The organism is Streptomyces ochraceiscleroticus, from assembly GCF_000720485.1.
In the GTDB taxonomy this organism is placed as follows: domain Bacteria; phylum Actinomycetota; class Actinomycetes; order Streptomycetales; family Streptomycetaceae; genus Streptomyces; species Streptomyces ochraceiscleroticus.
Map to the genome: position 1 here is coordinate 153,419 of NZ_JOAX01000014.1, position 21,132 is coordinate 174,550.

The 21,132-nt window shown below is 71.7% G+C and carries 20 protein-coding genes and 1 tRNA gene; 10 read left to right on the plus strand and 11 right to left on the minus strand.

Annotation, left to right across the window (positions count from 1 at the left end):
- Positions 1 to 12: 12 nt before the first annotated feature.
- Positions 13 to 762, minus strand: a complete 750-nt coding sequence (locus IG84_RS0119400; RefSeq protein WP_051861998.1) for an NUDIX hydrolase — start codon at positions 760 to 762, stop codon at positions 13 to 15.
- Between the two features lie 127 nt (positions 763 to 889).
- A complete protein-coding gene (gene nth, locus IG84_RS40735) occupies positions 890 to 1,939 on the minus strand; it encodes an endonuclease III (protein ID WP_342668450.1) in 1,050 nt (349 codons plus the stop codon).
- A 356-nt stretch (positions 1,940 to 2,295) separates the two neighbouring features.
- Here nth and IG84_RS0119410 point away from each other — a divergent pair, with 356 nt between their 5' ends.
- Positions 2,296 to 2,970 carry a Crp/Fnr family transcriptional regulator gene (locus IG84_RS0119410; protein ID WP_030260115.1) on the plus strand — a complete coding sequence of 225 codons (675 nt, stop codon included), beginning with the start codon at positions 2,296 to 2,298 and terminating at the stop codon, positions 2,968 to 2,970.
- Between the two features lie 148 nt (positions 2,971 to 3,118).
- Here the strand turns inward: IG84_RS0119410 and IG84_RS0119415 are convergent, their stop codons facing one another.
- The 4 genes from IG84_RS0119415 to sp36 form a co-directional block, all read right to left on the minus strand.
- Positions 3,119 to 3,949: an MBL fold metallo-hydrolase gene (locus tag IG84_RS0119415; RefSeq protein ID WP_031058689.1), complete on the minus strand. Its 831-nt coding sequence runs from the start codon at positions 3,947 to 3,949 to the stop codon at positions 3,119 to 3,121.
- Positions 3,946 to 4,863 (minus strand): NUDIX hydrolase, encoded by a 918-nt coding sequence (locus tag IG84_RS0119420; RefSeq protein ID WP_031058692.1) that lies wholly within the window; start codon positions 4,861 to 4,863, stop codon positions 3,946 to 3,948. Before IG84_RS0119420 ends, IG84_RS0119415 begins: the two co-directional genes overlap by 4 nt.
- Before the next feature lie 421 nt (positions 4,864 to 5,284).
- Complete coding sequence (locus IG84_RS0119425) at positions 5,285 to 5,749, minus strand: RidA family protein (protein ID WP_031058695.1); 465 nt, start codon at positions 5,747 to 5,749, stop codon at positions 5,285 to 5,287.
- The gene (gene sp36, locus IG84_RS40740; RefSeq protein ID WP_003967454.1) at positions 5,746 to 5,904 is read right to left on the minus strand and encodes a Sp36 family protein; all 159 of its coding nucleotides are present in this window, start codon (positions 5,902 to 5,904) and stop codon (positions 5,746 to 5,748) included. The genes IG84_RS0119425 and sp36 overlap by 4 nt, the downstream gene beginning before the upstream one ends.
- Before the next feature lie 161 nt (positions 5,905 to 6,065).
- On the opposite strand from sp36, the gene bagA reads away from it, so the two are divergent.
- Positions 6,066 to 7,043: an ATPase BagA gene (gene bagA, locus IG84_RS0119435; protein WP_031058696.1), complete on the plus strand. Its 978-nt coding sequence runs from the start codon at positions 6,066 to 6,068 to the stop codon at positions 7,041 to 7,043.
- Complete coding sequence (gene bagB, locus IG84_RS0119440; RefSeq protein ID WP_031058697.1) at positions 7,040 to 8,419, plus strand: ATPase BagB; 1,380 nt, start codon at positions 7,040 to 7,042, stop codon at positions 8,417 to 8,419. Before bagA ends, bagB begins: the two co-directional genes overlap by 4 nt.
- 379 nt (positions 8,420 to 8,798) lie before the next feature.
- Here the strand turns inward: bagB and IG84_RS0119445 are convergent, their stop codons facing one another.
- Complete coding sequence (locus IG84_RS0119445) at positions 8,799 to 9,140, minus strand: WhiB family transcriptional regulator (protein ID WP_030260093.1); 342 nt, start codon at positions 9,138 to 9,140, stop codon at positions 8,799 to 8,801.
- 392 nt (positions 9,141 to 9,532) lie between these two features.
- Here IG84_RS0119445 and IG84_RS0119450 point away from each other — a divergent pair, with 392 nt between their 5' ends.
- Positions 9,533 to 11,746, plus strand: a complete 2,214-nt coding sequence (locus IG84_RS0119450; protein WP_031058702.1) for a transglycosylase domain-containing protein — start codon at positions 9,533 to 9,535, stop codon at positions 11,744 to 11,746.
- A 173-nt stretch (positions 11,747 to 11,919) separates the two neighbouring features.
- Here IG84_RS0119450 and IG84_RS0119455 read toward each other — a convergent pair whose 3' ends face one another.
- Positions 11,920 to 12,384 carry a GatB/YqeY domain-containing protein gene (locus tag IG84_RS0119455; protein WP_031058705.1) on the minus strand — a complete coding sequence of 155 codons (465 nt, stop codon included), beginning with the start codon at positions 12,382 to 12,384 and terminating at the stop codon, positions 11,920 to 11,922.
- Between the two features lie 188 nt (positions 12,385 to 12,572).
- Between IG84_RS0119455 and IG84_RS0119460 the strand changes: the two genes are divergently transcribed.
- From IG84_RS0119460 to IG84_RS0119470, 3 genes are all read left to right on the plus strand, one after another.
- Positions 12,573 to 13,499, plus strand: a complete 927-nt coding sequence (locus tag IG84_RS0119460; protein WP_031058708.1) for a metallophosphoesterase — start codon at positions 12,573 to 12,575, stop codon at positions 13,497 to 13,499.
- Positions 13,500 to 13,670: 171 nt separating this feature from the next.
- Positions 13,671 to 14,450, plus strand: coding sequence for a Pr6Pr family membrane protein (locus IG84_RS0119465; RefSeq protein WP_031058712.1), 780 nt, complete (start codon positions 13,671 to 13,673; stop codon positions 14,448 to 14,450).
- A 12-nt stretch (positions 14,451 to 14,462) separates the two neighbouring features.
- A tRNA-Pro gene (locus IG84_RS0119470) sits at positions 14,463 to 14,536 on the plus strand.
- Between the two features lie 199 nt (positions 14,537 to 14,735).
- On the opposite strand, the gene IG84_RS0119475 is transcribed toward IG84_RS0119470, so the two are convergent.
- A complete protein-coding gene (locus IG84_RS0119475) occupies positions 14,736 to 16,859 on the minus strand; it encodes an ATP-binding protein (RefSeq protein ID WP_031058714.1) in 2,124 nt (707 codons plus the stop codon).
- A gap of 342 nt (positions 16,860 to 17,201) precedes the next feature.
- Positions 17,202 to 17,636 carry a DUF5994 family protein gene (locus tag IG84_RS0119480; protein WP_037800584.1) on the minus strand — a complete coding sequence of 145 codons (435 nt, stop codon included), beginning with the start codon at positions 17,634 to 17,636 and terminating at the stop codon, positions 17,202 to 17,204.
- A 257-nt stretch (positions 17,637 to 17,893) separates the two neighbouring features.
- On the opposite strand from IG84_RS0119480, the gene IG84_RS0119485 reads away from it, so the two are divergent.
- On the plus strand, positions 17,894 to 18,442 hold the full coding sequence (locus tag IG84_RS0119485) for a DUF5994 family protein (protein WP_031058719.1): 549 nt from the start codon (positions 17,894 to 17,896) through the stop codon (positions 18,440 to 18,442).
- A 101-nt stretch (positions 18,443 to 18,543) separates the two neighbouring features.
- Positions 18,544 to 18,717, plus strand: a complete 174-nt coding sequence (locus IG84_RS39990) for a CsbD family protein (protein ID WP_078649050.1) — start codon at positions 18,544 to 18,546, stop codon at positions 18,715 to 18,717.
- Between the two features lie 70 nt (positions 18,718 to 18,787).
- Here the strand turns inward: IG84_RS39990 and IG84_RS0119495 are convergent, their stop codons facing one another.
- Positions 18,788 to 19,708 (minus strand): LysR family transcriptional regulator, encoded by a 921-nt coding sequence (locus IG84_RS0119495; RefSeq protein WP_031058722.1) that lies wholly within the window; start codon positions 19,706 to 19,708, stop codon positions 18,788 to 18,790.
- 102 nt (positions 19,709 to 19,810) lie between these two features.
- Between IG84_RS0119495 and IG84_RS0119500 the strand changes: the two genes are divergently transcribed.
- The gene (locus tag IG84_RS0119500; RefSeq protein WP_051862000.1) at positions 19,811 to 21,112 is read left to right on the plus strand and encodes an MFS transporter; all 1,302 of its coding nucleotides are present in this window, start codon (positions 19,811 to 19,813) and stop codon (positions 21,110 to 21,112) included.
- Positions 21,113 to 21,132 lie beyond the last annotated feature (20 nt).

Consider the following 21,132-nt stretch of genomic DNA (forward strand, 5'->3'; position numbering starts at 1 on the left):
CCCGCCACCGTCTCACGAGCGCCAGTCGAGCGGGACCTGCTTGTCCCGGTCCCAGGGCACTTCCCACCCCGCGTAATGCAGGATGCGGTCAATGAGACCGGCCGTGAAACCCCAGACCAGAGCCCCTTCGACGGTGAAGGCCGGGCCGACGTGGCCACTCGGATGGCGGGTCGTCACGCGGTGCGCGGGGTCCGTGAGATCGGCCACGGGGACCGTGAACACCCGGGCCGTCTCGGCCTGGTCGACCGCGCCGACCGGGCTGGGCTCGCGCCACCAGCCGAGCACCGGCGTCACCACGAAGCCGCTGACCGGGATGTAGAGCCGGGGCAGCACACCGAAGAGCTGCACACCGGACGGGTCCAGGCCGGTCTCCTCCCACGCCTCGCGCAGCGCGGCCCGCAGCGGACCGTCGCCCTCCGGATCGCCGTCCTCCGGGTCCAGCGAACCGCCGGGGAAGGACGGCTGGCCCGCGTGCGAGCGCAGCGTCCCGGCACGCTCCATGAGGAGCAGCTCCGGGCCTCGGGCGGCCTCCCCGAAGAGGATCAGCACCGCGGACTGCCGGCCGCCGGTCGCGGGCGGCAGAAAGCGGCTCAGCTGCTGCGGCCGGACCGTCGCCGCCGCGTCGGCCACCGGGCGCAGCCACTCCGGCAGGCCGTCGGTGGTGACCCGGACGTCCCGGGCGGCCGCCCCCGTGCCGGCCGCCCGCGCTCCGTACGCCCCCTGTCCGTCCGTCTGCCGTCCGTACGCGTCCTCGCCGCACATCCCCTGCGCCGTCTCCTGTGCTCTCGTCATACGCGCCCCCTCAGGCCCTCATTGCGATGGTCACCGACGCACCGGGCGGTGGTCACCGACGTACCGGCCCCGGGGCCGTCCTGGCGTCAGCCGTGCGTCATCCGGCCCCCAGCGGAGGCGCGGGCTCGCCGGGATAGCCGGCCGGCGGCCGCAGCCGCTGCCCCGGCTTGCCGCCCATCTCGTACTTGAGCAGCTTCTTCGCCTTCTCCGCATCCGTCTCGCCCTCGCCGTACGACGGGCACAGCGGCGCGATGGGGCAGGCTCCGCAGGCGGGCTTGCGGGAGTGGCAGACGCGGCGGCCGTGGAAGATCAGGCGGTGCGAGAGCATCGTCCACTCGCTCTTGGGGAAGATCTCGGCGATCTCCGCCTCGACCTTCTCCGGGTCCTCCTGGGCGGTCCAGCCGAAGCGGCGGACCAGCCGGCCGAAGTGCGTGTCGACCGTGAGCCCCGGGACGCCGAAGGCGTTGCCCAGCACGACGTTGGCGGTCTTGCGGCCGACGCCCGGCAGGGTCACCAGGTCCTCCAGCCGGCCCGGCACCTCGCCGTCGAACCGGTCGCGCAGCGCGACCGACAGGCCGAGCAGCGACCTCGCCTTCGCCCGGAAGAAGCCGGTCGGACGGATCAGCTCCTCCAGCGCCTCGGGGTCGGCGGCGGCCATGTCCTCGGGCGTCGGATACGCGGCGAAGAGGGCCGGAGTGGTCTGGTTGACCCGCAGGTCGGTGGTCTGGGCCGACAGGACCGTGGCGACCAGCAGCTCGAAGGAGTTACGGAAGTCCAGCTCGGGGTGGGCGTACGGATACACCTCGGCGAGCTCGCGGTTTATCCGGCGGGCGCGGCGGACCATGGCGACGCGGGACTCGGGCTTACGGGCGGCGCGGGGCTTGGTGGCGGTCTTCGCGGGGGCCTTCTCCGCCGTCGCCTTCTTGGCGGCCGTCGTGGTCTTCTTCGCTGCCGTCTTCTTGGCGGCCGCGGTGGCCTTCTTCGGGGCCGTGGTGGTCTTCTTCGCAGCGGCCCTCTTGGCGGCCGGGACAGTCTTCTTCGCGGCCGCTGCCCGCTCGCTCGTGGTGGCCGGTTTCCTGCGGGTCGGTCCGTCGCCCGTGGCCGGGTCCGCCGAGGACGGCGCGGCGGCCTCGGCCGGCTCCCTCACCCCGGCGTTTTTCCCCGTCGGCGCCCTTTTGGCGGTAGCCGACCCGGACAGCTCGGAGTCCCGTTTCGGAGGCTTCGCGGCATTCGCGCTCGCCTGTTCGCCCACAGCAGAATCGCGGTCCGCGCTCACTCGTCCAGCCCCCTTGTCCTGTGCTCTCACCGGCGTATTGGACACTCGGCCAGACTAAGGCCACCCACTGACATCCGGCCCGATCACCAGGAATCGCGCCCCCAATCGGCCCCCTGCCTTATGGCGGCGGACACCTGTCCGGCATCCTTGTGATTGATCGCACTGTTTTGCATTCCGGCATGATGGGGACCTACGTCACCCGGAGCATGTCGACAAGGAGAGAACTCGTGGACGACGTTCTGCGGCGCGCACCGCTCTTCGCGGCGCTCGATGACGAGCAGGCTGCCGAGCTGCGTGCCTCGATGACCGAGGTCACGCTTGCCCGTGGTGACGCCCTGTTCCACGAAGGGGACCCGGGCGACCGCCTGTATGTGGTCACCGACGGCAAGGTGAAGCTGCACCGCACTTCCCCCGACGGCCGCGAGAACATGCTCGCCGTCCTCGGCCCCGGTGAGCTCATCGGTGAGCTGTCCCTCTTCGACCCGGGCCCACGCACGGCCACGGGCACCGCGCTCACCGAGGTGAAGCTGCTCGGCCTGGGCCACGGCGACCTCCAGCCCTGGCTGAACGCGCGCCCCGAAGTGGCCACTGCCCTGCTGCGCGCCGTCGCCCGACGGCTGCGCAAGACCAACGACCAGATGTCCGACCTGGTCTTCTCCGACGTTCCGGGCCGTGTGGCGCGGGCCCTCCTGGACCTGTCGCGCCGCTTCGGCGTGCAGTCCGAGGAAGGCATCCACGTCGTGCACGACCTGACCCAGGAGGAGCTGGCCCAGCTTGTCGGCGCTTCCCGCGAGACGGTCAACAAGGCGCTCGCGGACTTCGCCGGCCGCGGCTGGCTGCGCCTGGAGGCCCGCGCGGTGATCCTCCTGGACGTCGAACGCCTCGCGAAGCGGTCGCGCTGACCGCTGCGCGTCAGCGCGCATACGTGAAGGGCCCCGCATCCGTGCGGGGCCCTTCCGCTTGGGGGCCTTTCACGGGGCCCTTCCGCTCGGGCCCCGCCCTCGGACGCCTTCCCGCGGGGCCCGCCCTCAGAGGCGCGCGTCGCCCCCCTCAGACCAGCCCGTGCTCCCCCAGGTAGTCCAGCTGCGCCCGTACGGACAGCTCGGCCGCGGGCCACAGGGAGCGGTCGACGTCCGCGTACACGTGGGCCACGACGTCCGCAGCCGTACGGTGGCCCGCCTCGACCGCCGTCTCCACCTGGGCCAGCCGCTTGGCCCGGTGCGCGAGGTAGAACTCCACGGCGCCCTGCGCGTCGTTCAGCACCGGCCCGTGGCCCGGCAGGACCGTGGTCACGCCGTCGTCGACCGTGAGGGAGCGCAGCAGCCGCAGCGAGTCCAGGTAGTCGCCGAGGCGGCCGTCCGGGTGCGCCACCACCGTCGTACCGCGTCCCAGGATCGTGTCCCCGGTCAGCACGGCGGCGTCGGCCGGCAGGTGGAACGAGAGCGAGTCGGCGGTGTGCCCCGGAGTGGGCACGACGCGCAGCTCCAGACCGCCGGTCGTGATCACGTCTCCGGCTGCCAGGCCCTCGTCCCCGAGGCGCAGCGCGGGGTCCAGGGCCCGTACTGGCGTACGGGTCAGCTCGGCGAAGCGGGCGGCGCCCTCGGCGTGGTCGGGGTGCCCGTGGGTGAGCAGAGTGAGCGCGACGCGCCTGCCGGCCCGTTCGGCGGTCTCGACGACCGCCTTCAGGTGGCTGTCGTCCAGCGGCCCGGGGTCGATGACCACGGCGAGGTCGGAGTCCGGCTCGGCGACGATCCAGGTGTTGGTGCCGTCCAGGGTCATCGCGGACGGGTTCGGCGCCAGCACGCAGTACGCGCGGGCGGTCGCGGCACCCGAGAGCACACCGCCGCGCGGCTGGCCGGGGAGTGCGGCTGCGTCGGTCATACGGCGGGCCCTTCGGGGGAGCCGGGCGCGGCGCCACTATTGCCGGGCGCCGCTCCCGTGGGGATGTGTTTGGTGAATTCTTCGTGGCCCGGCCAGCTCAGCACGATCCGCCCCTCCGTGAGCTCCGCGCGCGCCAGTACAGGCGCGAGGTCCTGCCGACCGGAGGCGGCGAGTGCCTCGGCGGCGCTGTCGAACGGCTCCAGGGTGCGCAGCGTGGCGATCGTCGGCGGCATCATCAGCAGCTCGCCGCGGTCATAGCCGGCCACCGCCTCGGCGGGCCGGGTCCAGACCGTACGGTCCGCCTCCGTGGACGCGTTGCGGGTGCGCTGCCCTTCGGGGAGCGCGGCGACGAAGAACCACGTGTCGTAGCGCCGCGGTTCGAACTCCGGGGTGATCCACCGCGCCCAGGCCCCCAGCAGGTCGCTGCGCAGCACCAGGCCGCGGCGGTCCAGGAAGTCGGCGAAGGACAGCTCACGGTCGACCAGCGCGGCCCTGTCGGCCTCCCAGTCGTCCCCGGTGGTGTCGGCGACGACGGTGCCGGCGGACGGCCCGGCGAGCAGTACCCCGGCCTCTTCGAAGGTCTCGCGGACAGCCGCGCAGACCACCGCCTGCGCGACGGCGTCCTCGACGCCCAGCCGGGCCGCCCACTCGGCGCGCGACGGCCCTGCCCAGGCGACCGGCCGCTCGTCACGGGGGTCGACGGCGCCGCCCGGATACGCGTACGCGCCGCCCGCGAAGGCCATGGAGGCGCGCCGGCGCAGCATGTGGACGGCCGGACCGTGGCCGGAATTGCGCAGGAGCATGACGGTCGCCGCGCGGCGGGGCGTGACCGGAGTCAGCTCACCACTGGCGAGCGCCCTGATCCGGTCCGGCCATTCGGGCGGATACCACTGGCCATTGGTCGTCGTCGACATGGCCGGATGCTATGCGTTCACGCGCGGATGTTCGAGGGGGCCCCGCGCGGCCGGGGTTTCGCGCGGCTGGGGGCTTCGCGGGGAGGTTTGAGGAGGGAGCGGCGCGCATACATGGGCGCGGGCGTGGGTCCCCACTCATCCCGTACCCGGAGGGGTGTGGGGTGAACCGGGTGGGGGACGTGCAGGCTGGAGCACGGATGGAGGACGTGCAGGCTGGCGCCGTTCGGACTGGGCCGGCTCAAGCTGCGGCCGCTCAAGCTGGGGCGTCCGGCCGCCCGGACGCGTCCGCCCCGCCTCGCGCTGTACGTAACGAACGTACGGGCGCGACGGCAGGGCGGAGGAAACGTCTCGGCCGGGGAACCGGCCAGTCCGCGAGCCCGGCCGGAGAACCGGCCGGTTCACGATCCCGGCCGGGAACCGCTCAGTCCGCGATCTCGACCTGGATCTCGACCTCGACCGGCGCGTCGACCGGCAGCACGGCCACGCCCACCGCGGAGCGGGCGTGCACGCCCTTGTCGCCGAGGATCTCGCCGAGCAGCTCGCTCGCGCCGTTGATGACGCCGGGCTGGCCCGTGAAGTCCGGCGCGGACGCCACGAAGCCCACGACCTTCACGACCCGGACGATCTTGTCCAGGTCGCCGGTCACGGACTTCACGGCCGCCAGCGCGTTCAGCGCGCAGACGCCGGCCAGCTCCTTGGCCTGCTCGGCACCGACCTCGGCACCGACCTTGCCGGTGGCCGGCAGCGCGCCGTCCACCATCGGCAGCTGGCCGGAGGTGAAGACGTAGTTACCGGAGCGCACGGCCGGCTGGTAGGCGGCCAGCGGCGGCACGACGTCGGGGAGCTTCAGGCCGAGCGACTCGATCTTGTCCTCGACCCGGCTCATGCCTTCTCCCGCTTCAGGTAGGCAACCAGCTGCTCGGGGTTGTTCGGGCCCGGCACGACCTGGACGAGCTCCCAGCCGTCCTCGCCCCAGGTGTCCAGAATCTGCTTCGTCGCGTGCACCAGCAGCGGCACGGTCGCGTATTCCCACTTCGTCATGGGGCGAGCGTAATGCCTGTACACGGCGCCCGAGGACGCGCGTCCGCGGCGCCCCTCCACGCGTCTGCCGCACACCCGAAGGCGCGCGCCGGACCGTGGCATACGCGACAGGCCCGGCGTCTCGTGCGTAGCAGCCGGGCGGACTGGTTAGGCTCCATGGCGTGAGCAGGCTCCATGTCGTCAGCGGCAAGGGCGGTACCGGCAAGACCACGGTCGCCGCTGCCCTCGCGCTCGCCCTGGCCACCGAGGGGCGACGCACCCTCCTGGTCGAGGTCGAGGGCCGGCAGGGCATTGCCCAAGTATTCGAGACCGAAGCGCTGCCTTACGAGGAGCGCAAGATCGCCGTATCTCCTGGGGGCGGCGAGGTGCACGCGCTGGCCATCGATGCCGAGCGCGCGCTCCTCGACTACCTCCAGATGTTCTACAAACTCGGCGGAGCCGGGCGCGCCCTGAAGAAGCTCGGCGCGATCGACTTCGCCACGACCATCGCCCCGGGGCTGCGGGACGTCCTGCTGACCGGCAAGGCGTGCGAAGCCGTCCGCCGCAAGGAGAAGAGCGGGCGCTTCGTGTACGACGCGGTCGTCATGGACGCGCCGCCCACGGGCCGCATCACGCGCTTCCTGAACGTCAACGACGAGGTGGCCGGGCTCGCGAAGATAGGCCCGATCCACAATCAGGCGCAGGCCGTCATGCGCGTACTGAAGTCACCCGAGACGGCCGTCCATCTGGTGACGCTGCTGGAAGAGATGCCGGTCCAGGAGACCGTGGACGGCGTCGCCGAACTGCGCGCCGCCGGGCTGCCGGTGGGCGGCGTGGTCATCAACATGGTCCGGCCCACGGTGCTCGCCCCCGACGAGGTGGACCTGGCCGCGAACGGCGCCCGTGCGGGCATCGCGGCGGCCCTCTCCGGGGCCGGACTGGGCGGCGCACGCCGTGGCGGCCGCGCCGAGCGGCTCATCGATCCGCTGCTGGAGCAGGCCCGCGAGCACGCCGAGCGGGTCGCGCTGGAGCGCGCGGAACACACCGAGATCACCGGGCTCGGGCTGCCGACGTACGAGCTGGAACTGCTGTCCGAGGGCGTCGACCTCGCGGGGCTCTACCGGCTGGCCCGGGAACTGCGGAAACAGGGACCGATATGACATCGGAGTACACGACCTTGGACGCTTCGGCTCCGCATCTGGACGTGGACGCGCTGCTCGACGACCCGCAGACCCGCATCGTCGTCTGCTGCGGCTCGGGCGGCGTCGGGAAGACCACCACGGCGGCCGCACTGGGCGTCCGCGCGGCGGAGCGCGGCCGACGGGCCGTCGTCCTCACCATCGACCCGGCCCGTCGGCTCGCGCAGTCGATGGGCATCTCCGAGCTGGACAACGTCCCGCGTCAGGTCAAGGGCGTGAGCGGCCCCGGAGGCCGGGGCGAGCTGTACGCGATGATGCTGGACATGAAGCGTACGTTCGACGAGATCGTCGAGGCGCACGCGGACAAGGAGCGGGCCAGGGCGATCCTGGAGAACCCCTTCTACCAGTCCCTGTCGGCCGGCTTCGCCGGTACGCAGGAGTACATGGCCATGGAGAAGCTGGGCCAGCTGCGCTCCCGCGACGAGTGGGACCTGATCATCGTCGACACCCCGCCGAGCCGGTCGGCGCTGGACTTCCTGGACGCGCCCAAGCGGCTGGGGTCCTTCCTGGACGGCAAGTTCATCCGGGTCCTGATGGCGCCCGCGAAGGTCGGCGGCCGGGCCGGGATGAAGTTCCTGAATGTCGGTATGTCGATGATGACCGGCACGCTCAGCAAGCTGATGGGCGGCCAGTTGCTCAAGGACGTCCAGACGTTCGTGGCCGCGATGGACACCATGTTCGGCGGCTTCCGTACCCGCGCGGACGCCACGTACCGGCTGCTGCAGGCCCCCGGGACCGCCTTCCTGGTCGTGGCGGCGCCGGAGCGGGACGCGCTGCGCGAGGCGGCGTACTTCGTGGAGCGGCTGGCCGCCGAGCAGATGCCGCTGGCCGGCCTCGTACTGAACCGCGTACACGGCAGCGGCGCCGACCAGTTGAGCGCGGAACGGGCGCTTGCCGCCGTCGAGGCACTGACCGACATGAACGGAGCGAGCAACTCCGCACCGGCGGACGGGAATCGCGCCGAAAATCTTGACGAGGACGGAATTGTGGATCTCGAGGGCGGGAAGGCTGGATCACGTACCGCCGACGCTCTCTCCCCCGCTGCGCCGGCGCTGCACGAGCAAGACTCTTCCGCAACTCCCGAATCGAAGCAGTCCCCCGAGGCTCGGTCGGCGCGACTCGCCGCCGGCCTGCTGACCCTGCATGCCGAGCGCATGCAGGTGCTCGCGCGCGAGCGGCGCACCCGCGACCGCTTCACCGCGCTGCACCCTGAAGTACCGGTGGCCGAGATCGCCGCTCTGCCCGGTGACGTCCATGACGTCGCGGGGCTCCGCGAGATCGGCGACCGCCTCGCGTCCGGCGCCGCCGACACCGGCGGCGCGAGCGACGCAGGCTGACACACAGCAAGGCAACGCGAGCGACGCTGGCTGAAACAGGCCCAGGGCAACACGAGCGGCGCAAGCAACGAGCAGGCGCGCCAGCACCAGAGGCCAAGGCGGCCTGCAAAGCGGCCCGTAGACACGCAGGAGCAGCAGCGCACACCGCATCGAGGACCGGCGGCCGATTCCGCCGCCGCGACGCTCGGCACTCTCACTACGTTGGTGGGCTCACCAGGTTGGTGGGCTCACCGCGTCAGTGACCACGGCAACCGCGCGCGTCGACTCAACAGGCCGACTCAAGCGCCGACGGCCATGCCGCAGTCGGCGCCCACCTGACCCGGCCGGAACTGCGCCGGGTGTCATGTCCCGGCCGATGGGCCGGGCACCACGGGTCGGCTCAGCCGACCGCGGCGAAGTTGTTGTCGTACTCCTCGTCTTCGCAGTCCACGAGAATTCCCGCGCTGCGCTCGTATTCCGTACGTGCCGTCTCCAGCAGCCGGCGCCACGAGGTGACGGTCGGGCGGCGGCGCAACAAGGCCCTCCGCTCGCGCTCCGTCATCCCGCCCCACACGCCGAATTCGACGCGGTTGTCCAGCGCGTCGGCGAGGCATTCGGTCCGCACGGGGCATCCGGTGCAGACCGCCTTGGCGCGGTTCTGCGCTGCCCCTTGAACGAACAGCTCATCCGGATCGGTCGTGCGGCAGGCTGCCTGTGCACTCCAGTCGGTTACCCAGCTCATGCTGGCGCCGTCCTCTCCCGAATCGAGGCTCCCCCACGGCGGCAAGCGGCATATTCACCGTTGCCAGTTGAGGACGTTACGGAAGGCAGGCAGGGCGCAACACCCCCTTCGGGCCCAATCTTGAATGGTCCGAACGGACTATGCGTATCCGACAGATCACCCAACGGAGTGAGCGCAGGGCATACGTCGCTTTTCTGGCAGGCCAGGACAGTTCAGGGTGTTTCCCACAGGTCACGGGCAAGCGCGGGCGACGCATGCGGGCAATCCGGTCACCGGTCCCGCGGCAGAAAAGGGTGATGTGCTGGTGCGGAACCACGTTCGAGTGACAAGCGTGAACAGAGTAAGCGAACACATGCGCCCCTGTCCGGTGATTGAGAACGTAGGGTGCCCTCATGGGTAAGAAGCGCGACGGTGGCGGCCTCACCGCGACCCAGCAGGCCGCGAAGTTCCTCGGCGTCAGCGTCCTGGCCGGAGCCGTGCTCGCCGGCCTGGCGCTCCCCGCCGCCGGCGCGCTGGGCCTCGCCGCCAAGGGGACGGTCGAGGGGTTCGACGACATCCCGTCCAATATGAAGACGCCGCCGCTCAGCCAGCAGACGAAGATCCTGGACGCGAACGGCGGCGAGATCGCCAAGGTCTACTTCCGCAATCGCACGGTGGTGGACCTGAAGGACATCTCCCCGTACATGCGGAAGGCGATCGTCGCCATCGAGGACTCGCGCTTCTACCAGCACGGCGCGGTCGACATGAAGGGCATCCTGCGCGCGGTCAACAAGAACGCGCAGTCCGGCGGAGTTTCCCAGGGCGCCTCGACGCTGACCCAGCAGTACGTGAAGAACGTCTTCGTCGAGGAGGCGGGCAACGACCAGGACAAGGTCGCGGAGGCCACCCAGCAGACCATCGGCCGCAAGGTCAGGGAGCTGAAGTACGCGATCCAGGTCGAGAAGGAGCTGGGCAAGAAGAAGATCCTGCAGAACTACCTGAACATCACCTTCTTCGGGCAGCAGGCGTACGGCGTGGAGGCCGCGGCCCAGCGGTACTTCAGCAAGCCCGCCAAGGATCTGAACCTCCAGGAGTCCGCGCTGCTGGCCGGCATCGTCCAGTCGCCGAGCCGGTACGACCCGGTCAACGACCCGGAGGAGGCGACCAAGCGGCGCAACACGGTCCTGCAGCGGATGGCCGACGTCCACGACGTCACTCAGGCGCAGGCCGACGCCGCCGCGAAGAAGCCGATCGAGCTGCACGTCAGCACCCCGCGCAACGGCTGCATCACCGCCGTCGACGGCGCCGGCTTCTTCTGCGACTACGTCCGCGAGGCGTTCCTGAACGACCCGGTCTTCGGCAAGACCCCCAAGGCGCGGCTGGCCCGCTGGCAGCGCGGCGGCATGACGATCCGTACGACGCTGGACCCGCAGGCCCAGAAGTCCGTACAGAAGTCGGTCAGCGATCACGTGTACGACTCCGACCCGGTCGCCACCGCGGCGGCGCTGGTCGAGCCGGGCACCGGCAAGATCCGCGGCATGGGCCAGTCCCGGCCGTACGGCTTCAAGGGTCACCAGACCCAGATGAACCTGTCCGTGGACGGCGACATGGGCGGCGGCGCCGGCTACCAGCCGGGCTCGACCTTCAAGCCCGTGATCGCGGCGGCCGCGCTGGAGCAGGGCGTCAGCCCGAACAAGGTGTACCCCTCCCCGTACCGCATGCAGTACCCGAGCCCGGTCTCCACCTGCAAGGGCATGTGGAACGGCAGCGCGCCGGTGGAGAACGAGAACCGCAGCGAGAAGGGCCCGTACGGCATGAAGGAGGCGACCGCGAAGTCGGTCAACACCTACTTCGTGTCGCTGATCAGCGACGTCGGCATCTGCCCGGTCACGAAGATGGCCGACAAGATGGGCATCAAGCGGGCCGACGGCAAGGACATCGACCAGGTCCCCTCGATCACCCTGGGCACCCAGGAGATGTCGCCGCTGACCATGGCGGCGGGATACGCCGCGTTCGCCAACCGCGGCGAGTACTGCACGCCGGTCGCCATCGAGTCCATCACCGGCCCGAACGGCAAGGCGATGAAGGTCCCGCAGACGAGCTGCCGCCGTGCCATGTCGGAGAAGACGGCCGACACCATAAACACGCTCCTGCAGGGCGTCGTCGAGGACGGCACCGGCAAGGAGGCCGGGCTCAGCAACCGGCCCAGCGCGGGCAAGACCGGTACGACGGACGGCCGTTACGCCGCCTGGTTCGTGGGCTACACCCCGAACATGGCGGGCGCGGTCTGGGTCGGCGACCCGGAGCACAAGCGGCGGATGGTGGACATCAGCATCGGCGGCCGCCCGTACGACAAGGTCTTCGGCGGCCAGGTGCCGGGGCCGATCTGGCGCGACGCGATGGCCGGGGCGCTCGCCGGGAAGCCCGCGCCGGGCTTCCACACGGTGCCGATCCGCGATCCCAAGGCCAAGAAGAAGAACCGGGCGAAGCCGCCGTCCCGCACGGACGACAAGCCCGGCGGTGGCGGCATCGACCTCCCCGACCTGCCCGACGTCATCGGGGGCGGCGGCGGTGACGGCGGCTGGAACTGGCCGGGCGGCGGGAACGGACGCGGGCACGGCGGGTGAGCGCGGGCAGCGCGCACAACCGGTGCGTGCGGCTCCCCGGGCCGCGTAAGGCATGACGAAGGGGCGCCTCCGCTCAGGGAGGCGCCCCTTCTCGCTTCAGTGCGCGGCGGACGGTACGCGGTAGACGGCACAGGCCGTACTCAGCTCGCGTTCAACCCGCGATCAGTTCGTGATCAGCCCGCCAGCAGCTTCTTCACCGTGGCGGCCACCCGGCCGCCCTCGGCGCGGCCCGCGACCTTCGGGTTCACGATCTTCATGACGGCGCCCATGGCCTTCGGGCCCTCGGCACCGTTGCCCACGGCCTCCGCCACCGCCTCAGCGACGATGTTCTCCAGCTCCGCGTCGGTGAGCTGCTTGGGGAGGTAGTCGGCGAGCACCTCGCCCTCGGCCTGCTCGCGCGCCGCCTGCTCGGCCCGGCCGCCCTTCTCGAACGCCTCGGCGGCCTCACGGCGCTTCTTCGCCTCGCGCGCGATGATCTTCTCGACCTCGCTGTCCGACAGCTCGCGGGCTTCGGTCCCCGCGACCTCCTCCTTCTGGATCGCGGTCAGCGTGAGGCGGAGGGTGGCGGAGCGCAGTTCGTCGCGCGCCCTGATCGCTGCGGTGAGGTCATCCTGCAGCTTCGTCTTGAGCGTGGTCATGGCCCAAGTTTGCCAGGGCGCGACGGGTACCGCGCGGAGTTATCGGGCCTGAACGCCTTCTTGGGGGCTCTCGAAGCCGTTACTCAGGGGCTCGCCAAGCGGTTTCTCAGGGGCTCCCGAAGCGGTACGGCAGCAAGATCATCCGCCCCGTGATGCTCCCGTACCCCGCTCTCTGCCACGATGGGGCCATGCGCGCGCGATACGGAGTACCCCTGTCCCTCACGGCGGTCGGCGCGGCCGGCCTCGCCTACGCCGCCGGCATCGAGGCCCGCTCCTTCCGGCTGAGGCGGGTGACGATCCCCGTACTCCCGCGCGGTATGCGGCCGTTGCGGGTCCTGCAGGTGTCCGACATCCACATGGTCAGCGGTCAGCGCAAGAAGCAGCGCTGGCTGCAGTCCCTGGCCGGGCTCCGCCCCGACTTCGTCGTCAACACCGGCGACAACCTCTCCGACCCCGAAGGGGTGCCGGAGGTACTGGACGCGCTGGGCCCGCTGATGGAGTTCCCTGGTACGTACGTCTTCGGCTCCAACGACTACTACGGACCGAAGCTGCGCAATCCCGCTCGTTACCTGCTCGAGAAGGTCCAGGGCCGACATGGCCTGAACGGCAATCCGCCGGCCGTCGGCGTCGTCCACAACCCGTGGGAAGAGCTGCGGGACGCCTTCGACGCGGCGGGCTGGGTCGGTCTGTCCAACGCCCGCGGCCGCCTGAAGCTCGAGGGCATCGAGATCGCGCTGACCGGCCTGGACGACCCGCACATCAAGCGCGACCGGTACGCCGAGGTGGCCGGCGGCCCCGAGGAGGGCGCCGACCTGTCCCTCGCCGTCGTACACGCGCCGTACCTGCGCTCCCTGGACGCCTTCACCGCGGACGGCTATCCGCTGGTCCTCGCCGGGCACACCCACGGCGGCCAGCTCTGCATCCCCTTCTACGGCGCCCTGGTCACCAACTGCGACCTGGACACGGGCCGGGTCAAGGGCCTCTCCACCCACACCGCCGGCGAGCACACCTCCTACCTGCACGTCTCCGCAGGCTGCGGCACCAACCGCTACACCCCCGTCCGCTTCGCGTGCCCGCCGGAGGCGACGCTGCTGACGCTGGTGGAACGGGCCTGAGCGACGGGGGCCCGAGCGACGGAAGCGGGGCGCGCGGGCCGGGCGCCGGGGCCGGTGTCCGGCCCGCGTGATCACGCGCCGGCCCCCGGCACCTGGATTCAGCTCACCTCCGGCCGCCACAGGCTCCCCGTACCGTCCCCAATCCCCCCATAACCCGTCTAGCGTGGAGGGATGATCGACCCGACCCGGTCCGACCCCACCCGTTCCTCGCACTACGCGACCGGCCCGGCCGGCGCCTCGGCGCTCACCCCGTCCTCCGCGGTTGCGCCGCACGCCCGCCGCCCGCTCGCCGCCGTCCTCCGCCTCCTGCTCGCCGCGGCCGCGGCCACCGGCGTCGCTCTGGACATCAGCCTCTCCGCCGGCCTGCCGCGCGTACTCAGCGACTTCTCCGTCCAGGCCGGCGCCGCCTTCGCGCTCTGCGCCCTGTGGTCCGCGTACCGCGCCGGAAGCGGCCGCCGCCCCGTCTCCCCCCGGATCACCGGCGCCCTCCTCCTCTACGTACTCGCCGCCGCCCTCCTCCGCCACGCCCTCCCCGCGCCCGCCCCCGGCGACTCCACGCTCCCCGACGCCTCCTCCCCCACAGGCACCGTCGCCGACCAGCTTCTGCACACGGTGACCCCGCTCGGCGCCGTACTGGACTGGCTCCTGCTGACCACCCCGCGCCAGTACCGCCTGCGGCACACCTGGCAGTGGCTCGCCTACCCGGTCCTCTACCTCCTCTTCGCCCTCCTCCGCGGCGCCCTGCTCGCCCCGGGCACCCCCGGCCGCTATCCCTGGCCCCTCCTGAACACCGTCACCCACGGCTACCCGGCCGTCCTGGCCCACGCCCTCCTCTGCCTCCTGGGCCTCTACCTCCTCGCCGCGGCCCTCCTCGCAATCGACCAGGTCAGGCCCGCTCCCCCGCGCCCCGGATACCGGATTTCGCGTACGGGGATCGGTCCGCTAAAGTAGAGCTCGTTGCTTCGGGGTGTAGCGCAGCTTGGCAGCGCGCTTCGTTCGGGACGAAGAGGTCGTGGGTTCAAATCCCGCCACCCCGACTGAAGAAACACAGGTCAAGGGCCTGGTTCTCACTGAGAACCAGGCCCTTGCTGTATCTCCGGGCTCTCTGGGAGAAGACCGGGAGAAAACCGGGGGACGATCTTGGAGTCCTGTTTTCCCGGGGCATCATCCGGCGGCAGCGAAACCCTCGTGAGGTAGGACACATAAGGGCGTTGGCGATGGCTTCGCCGAGTGGCCCTAGTTGACCGGAGTCTGCGGTGGGGTGGTGCCTGGCGTGCTGAGGGCGTAGGTGATGCCGGAGTCCAGGTCGGTGTCGTAGCCGACGTGGAAAGCGGCCTGGTAGGCGTGGTCCCCGATGAGACGACGGGCCTGCGCTTCGCACTCCTGGCGGGCGGCGACGAGTGAGGGGGTGCCCATCTGGGGGATACCGAGGGTGTGCCAGGTCTGATCGGCGACGCCGAGGAGCCGGGCGGCCTGTTCGGCACGCCCGGCCGCGACCGTCGCGCAGGCGAGCACGTCGACGGCCATGGCGATGCCGACACCGTTGCGGAAGCGGCGCTTGCCATCCAGGGCGGTGCGGGCATGGGCCGCGGCCTCCTCCGTCCGTCCCAGCCCCAGCGCGGCGAGGGCGAGCACGTAGTCGCCCCAGGCGCGGGCCCAGGTCTCGCCGCGCCGGGTGCCCTCGGCGCTCAGGTCGTTGCCGACGGCCACGGCATCCGCGAACTGCCCGAGGTAGACGTGGACGAAGCCCCGGGTGGCCTTCACCGAGAACCAGGCCGGGTCGTACGTCCCGGTCCCGGGCCGGGTGCGCGGCGCCGTGTCGAGCGCCTCGGCGGCCCGTGTCAGTTCACCGCGCAGCGAGTAACTGATGCCCTCCAGGAACGCGGCGACGAACCCGGCGCTCTCGTCGGCCTCCTGGGCCATGGCCTCCCGGAAGGCAGCGGCGAGACGGAGGCTGGTCTCCGTGTCGCCCAGGATGACGGCGACGTGGCCGCCGGCCCACAGGGCCTTGCCCTGGTGCGGACCGGGGATCGGGTCCTTGGCCAGGGCACGGTCCAGATAGTGCAGGCCCTCCTTGGCGAAGCCGCAGGAGGTCCAGAAGAACCACAGCGTCCCGCCCAGCTCCAGCGCGCTGTGCCCGTCCTGCTCGGCAAGACAGAATTCCAGCGCGGCGCGGAGGTTGGCGTATTCGGTGACCATGCGTTCGTACCAGGCAATCTGCTCCGGTCCCATCCAGACAGCTTCCGCCCGGTCGGCCAGCGCCTGGTAGTAGTCCCGGTGCCGGCAGTGCACCGTGTCTTCTTCGCCCAGCCCGCGCAGCCAGTGGGCACCGTATTCGCGGATGGTGTCCAGCATCCGGTACCGCTCACCGCCGCCCGTCGGTACCCAGGTCACGATCGACTTGTCCACCAGCGCGTCCAGCAGACCCGGGATCGCTCCCTCGGGAAGTCGCTCATCGGCGCATACCCGCCGGGCCGCCTCGGCGTCGAACGAGCCGGCGAAGACCGACAGCCGGGCCCAGGCCAGTCGTTCGGCCGGGCTGCACAGCTCATGGCTCCAGCCGATTGCAGTACGCAACGCCTGGTGCCAGGGAGGCTCGGCCCCGCGCACCACCTCATCGGTCGTGCCCAGGACGGCGAAGCGGTCCTCCAGTCGGTCGGTCAGCTCGGCCACGGACATCTCACGCAGGCGGGCGGCGGCCAGTTCGATCGCGAGCGGCAGACCGTCCAGACGGCGGCAGAGCCGTACGAGGTCGCTGCGGTTGGCGTCGGTGACAGTGAAACCGGGCACCGCCTCGGCAGCACGGGCGGCAAGCAGCGCGACCGCGTCCGCGCCACCGGCAGCGTTGCCCGTTGCCTCGCCGTCCGGCACGGGCAGCGGCGCAACGGTCAGCAGCCGCTCCGCGTCCATGCCCAGGGGGCGGCGGCTGGTCACCAGGATCCGCAGCCCCGGCGCCGCCGCCAGTAGCGCCTCGGCCACGAGCGCGCACTCGTCCGCCAAGTGCTCGCAGGTATCCAGCACCAACAGCAGCTCACGGCCCGCCAGATACTCCGCCACGACCTCGATCATCGGCCGCGTCGTCTGGTCCGCCAGCGGCAGCGTCTCGGCGATGGTGTGCGCCAGCATCGCGTCGTCCCGCAGCGGCGAGAGTTCCACCCACCAGGCACCGTCCCGGAAGGACGGCTGTGCCTCGGCCGCCGCCCCCAGAGCCAGCCGGGTCTTGCCCACCCCGCCGGCCCCCGTCAGCGTCACCAGCCGGGTCGCCCCGATCGACCGGCTGATCTGTGCCAGCTCCGACCGCCTCCCGATCAACTCCCCCTTCTCCCCGGGCAGGTTCCCCACCGCCTGCTGCCTCCGCATGGTCACGATCGCTCCTCCAGCCCCTGTCCGGCATGAAAGGCAGCAGCTTGCCGAATCCCGCAACACGGCATGGCAGCCGGCAAGAAAGTGATCGAGTGCGGTGACTGTGGATCAGCGCGATGCGAAAAACGGCAAGACCCATGCCCAGCCGCGCAACCAGCTGAACGGCGATGCACGCCTCCTCCAGCTCCCCCGCGCGACCGCTGTGCGCAGTTCCTTCCGCTGTGCGCGCCAATCCGGCCGGGCGTACAGCCCCTCGCTCCGGTCGCCGGACTCCTCCTGGGAGGAGTCGGCTCGCTTGTGTTGCGGCCTGGGGCGGGGCACCGGCCACCGGGCCAGGGCTCAAGCAGGAGTGATTCCCGTGGTGAGCAGGATCTCCGCGGCTGATGCGCTGTTGCCGTCCTGTACGGCCATGGTCATGGCGTTGTGTGCGGCAGGCCCGGCGGTCTGGGGCGGGAGCATCAGGAAGGAGAAGATGTCCTGGCGTCCGCGGGTGATGAGCATCGTGCTGTCGTCGACGGCGGACCAGTCGATACGGACCATGTGGCCGTCGGACATCACGTAACGCCTGTGGACGTCCCAGGCGCTCGCGTCCAGGCCGACACGTGCGATGGGTCCCAGCCGCTCGGTCAGTGCGCGCAGCAAGCCGGGCAGCTGCGCTTCGAGGTCCCGGGAGTGCGGCCACCAGGCGCCGTCGAAGGTCCCGTCACGGCGGGGAGTCGTCTCCATCCTCAACACGGCCGCGCCGGGCGGCGGACTGAGTGCGTTCGTGGTCATGACATGACCTCGCCCCGGGCAGTGCCCGGTGTGGTGACTCGCCGAGAACGACACGGGCGTCGGGGCCAGCGTACGAAGAACCCTCGGTCACTCCAGCCTACTCCTGCCCCCCACGCTTCTGGCCCCACGCTTCTGGCCCGGCACAGGAGTACGCTGGGAGTACCTGAGAGCATTCCTCGACCGGCTGCCATGCCGGTATCTCTCTCGGGGCGATAGCACCGGGCCGGGCACGCCAGGTCCGGGGACGGGTCGACACCATGACGGTGATCACCGAACGCCCCCCGCCGACCACACTGACCGTCCGCGCCTCCGGCCACCCAGCGGTACGGCTCTCCCTCAAGCCTCCAGGCCCGCAGTGCGGGCTGCTCGACGGCGCCTGGTGGCCGCGTTCCCGGGACCTCACTCGTGAACTGCCTGCCCTTGCCGCCATGTTGGACCCGTTGTGGGGCCGCATCACGCGCGTCGCGGTGAACCCGACGTACTGGCCGGTCATTCCGCGCAAGGTCCCCGTCCACGGCCATACGGTCAAGGTGGGCTGGTTCGCCGATGAGCAGGACCCGCACCAACTCCTGCTGCTGTCCTACCGCGTAGGACGCTGGGACCTGCTGGTCATCCCGCCGGAGACCGGCGCGGCCGCCGCCGCACGGCTCATGGCCGCTGCCTGCGATCCGCGGATCGTCCTTACGAGCAGCACGCTCATGGCGACCGAGTCGGACACCCACCCCCTAGCCCCGGCCGAGGCGTACGCGCCGAGCCGCGCGGAGGTGTGGGAGTCGGAGGGCGGCGCCATGGCCGCGCACGGATGACCAGCCGGGCCGCGCACGGCTGACCGGCCGGAGGGAGCCCGCAGGTCCGCACGCCCACGATCCCAGCACGACGGCCACCAAGACCTGAGACGAGGACCGCCATGAACGTGGGGCAGACCATCAAGAACCAACGGCAGGCAGCCAGGGGCAGGATCAAGGAGACCATCGGCCGCGCCAGCGGCAACAGGCGGATGGAGCGGGAAGGCAGGGCCGACCGCACGCTGGGGAGCCTGAAGCAGGCCGCCACCAAGGTCAGGGAAGCATTCAGGTTCTGACCGAACCAAACGGAACCGAGCCGAGCCGCACAGAGCCCGGGCTTCGGGACGGAGAGGTCGTGGGCAGAGGTCAGGGCAACGGCATGTTGTTGATGCGGGGGGCCAGTTCGCGGGCGAGGGTGGTGGCCAGGGCGCGGAAGATGGCGACTTCCGGGTTGGGGTCGTGGGCGCGGGCCGCGAGGTGGCTGGACTCCGGTGGGGCGTCCAGTACGGGAACGAAGACGGCGCCGGGCCAGTTGTAGTAGCGGGCGAAGGAGCGGAGGCCGGAGCCGGCTCCGTGGCCGGTGAGGACGCCGGTGAGGACTTCCTGCGGGAAGAGGGCGATGCTGCGGCCGCGGCGGGCGGCCTCGTTGTGGAAGTAGAGGTAGTCCTTGAAGATCGCCGGCGTGTGGTCGGGCACCCGGAAGATCGGCAGGTCGGCCAGGTCGGCGACGCGTACGCCTTCGGTGCGGGCGTCGGCGAGCGGCGCCGAGCCGGGGACGACCACGATCCGCTGCTCGGTGAGGAGCACGTCGCCGACCAGCCGGTCGTCGTCGGGCATCGGCCGGATGAAGGCCAGGTCCACCCGGTCCTCCACCAGCGCCGAGACGTGCTCGGTGAAGTTGAGCTGGATCACCTCGACGGGGACCTCGGGCCGGGCCCTGCGGTAGGCGTTCACCGCGGCCGGGGTGATCTCCGCCGAGCCGTGCCCCATGATGCCGACGCGCAGGGGGCGCGCGGTCGCCTCGCGCTCCCGGCGCACCGCCTCGTGGACGTCCTCGACCGCCGCGTCGGCCGCGGCCAGCAACGTGCGGGCGTGCTCGGCGAGGCGTAGGCCGGCGGCGGTCGGCCGGACGGGGTTGCGGTGCAGCAGCGGGGTGCCCAGCTCGCTCTCCAGGCGGCGGATGTGCTGGGTGACGGCGGGCGGCGAGAGGAAGAGGCGGGCCGCCGCCCGGCCGAAGTGCTGTTCCTCGACGACGGCCAGGAATGACGGGAGCAGCCGGAGGTCCATGACTGCCCAGGGTACGGCGCGGTCGTGGCCGGTGCGGAGGACCGTTCACGATTCGTGAAGGCGGGCGGCGGAGGGCGTGCGGCGGCTCGTACAACGGGTTCCGTGACCGATACCGCCGACGCCGTACTCGCCCGGACCCCGCCCGCCTCCGCTCCGCCCGCCCCTCGCCGGTACGGCCTGCGGACGGCGCTGATGATGACCGCCTCGGGCTGGAGCGCCAACCAGTTCGCCGCGCTGCTCGGCGCCTACCGTTCCGGCGCCGGGCTGTCGGACGCCGCGGTCAACGCGCTGCTCGCGGTGTACGCGGTGGGGCTGATACCGGGGCTGCTCGCCACCGCCCCGCTCTCCGACCGGTACGGACGGCGACCGGTGGCGCTCGGCGCGCTCGCCCTCAACGCGGTGGCCACGCTGCTGCTGATGCTCGGCGCCGGCTCGACGTTGTGGCTGGGCCCCGGCCGGCTGCTCACCGGGGTCAGCGCCGGGGCGCTGCTGGCGGCCGGCGGGGCCTGGGTGAAGGAGCTCTCCTCGCCGCCGTACGCGCCGGCGGGCACGGAGACGGTGGCCGCCCGGCGCTCCGGCGTCTTCGTCTCGCTGGGCTTCGCCTCGGGCGGGCTCGCCGCCGCGCTGATCGCCCAGTGGGCGCCCCACCCGATGGTGCTCGCCTATCTGCCGCATCTGGCACTGGCGGTACTTGCCTGGGGGCTGGCCCAGGGGAGCCCGGAAACCTGTCCGGCGGGCTCCGGAGGTACCGCCGGGGGTACGGACTCCGCCAGGCGTGCCGCCGCGAGCACGTCCTCCGGGCGTACTGCTGCGTGTACCGGCGCCCGTACTCGCGTCGCGCGCCCCGGCTTCTGGCGGGCCGTGCTACCGATGGCGCCCTGGGTGTTCGCCGCCCCGATGGTCGGGTTCGCCACGCTTCCCGGGCTGGTGGACGGCGGTCTGCGCGGCTGGGAGGTGGTGTACGCCGGGGTGGCGACCGCCGTCGTCCCCGGTGCGGGGGTGGCGGTCCAGCCGCTGGCCCGTTGGCTGAGCGGGCGGAGCCGACTGCTCACCGCGGTCGCCGGGCTGCTGGTGATGGCCGGGGGCTTCGCCCTCGCCGGGCCGGCCGCCGCAAACCAGCAGCCGGTCCTCGGCCTGGTCACCGGAGCGGTGCTGGGCGCGGGCTACGGGCTGGTCCTCACGTACGGCCTGGGCACCGCCGCCGCCCTCGCGGCGCCGGGCGGGCTGGCCCGCCTCACCTCGTACTTCTGGAGCGTCGCCTACCTCGGGATGTTCGCCCCGCTGCTGCTCAGCACGCTCGGCGGCAGTTTCCCGATGCCCCGACTGCTGGCCGGCGCCGCGGTACTGGCGGTGCTGAGCTGCGCCCTGCTCGTCGGCCTCAACCGGCCGACGCGCCGCGCCTGACCCACCGCCTGCGGGCGGCG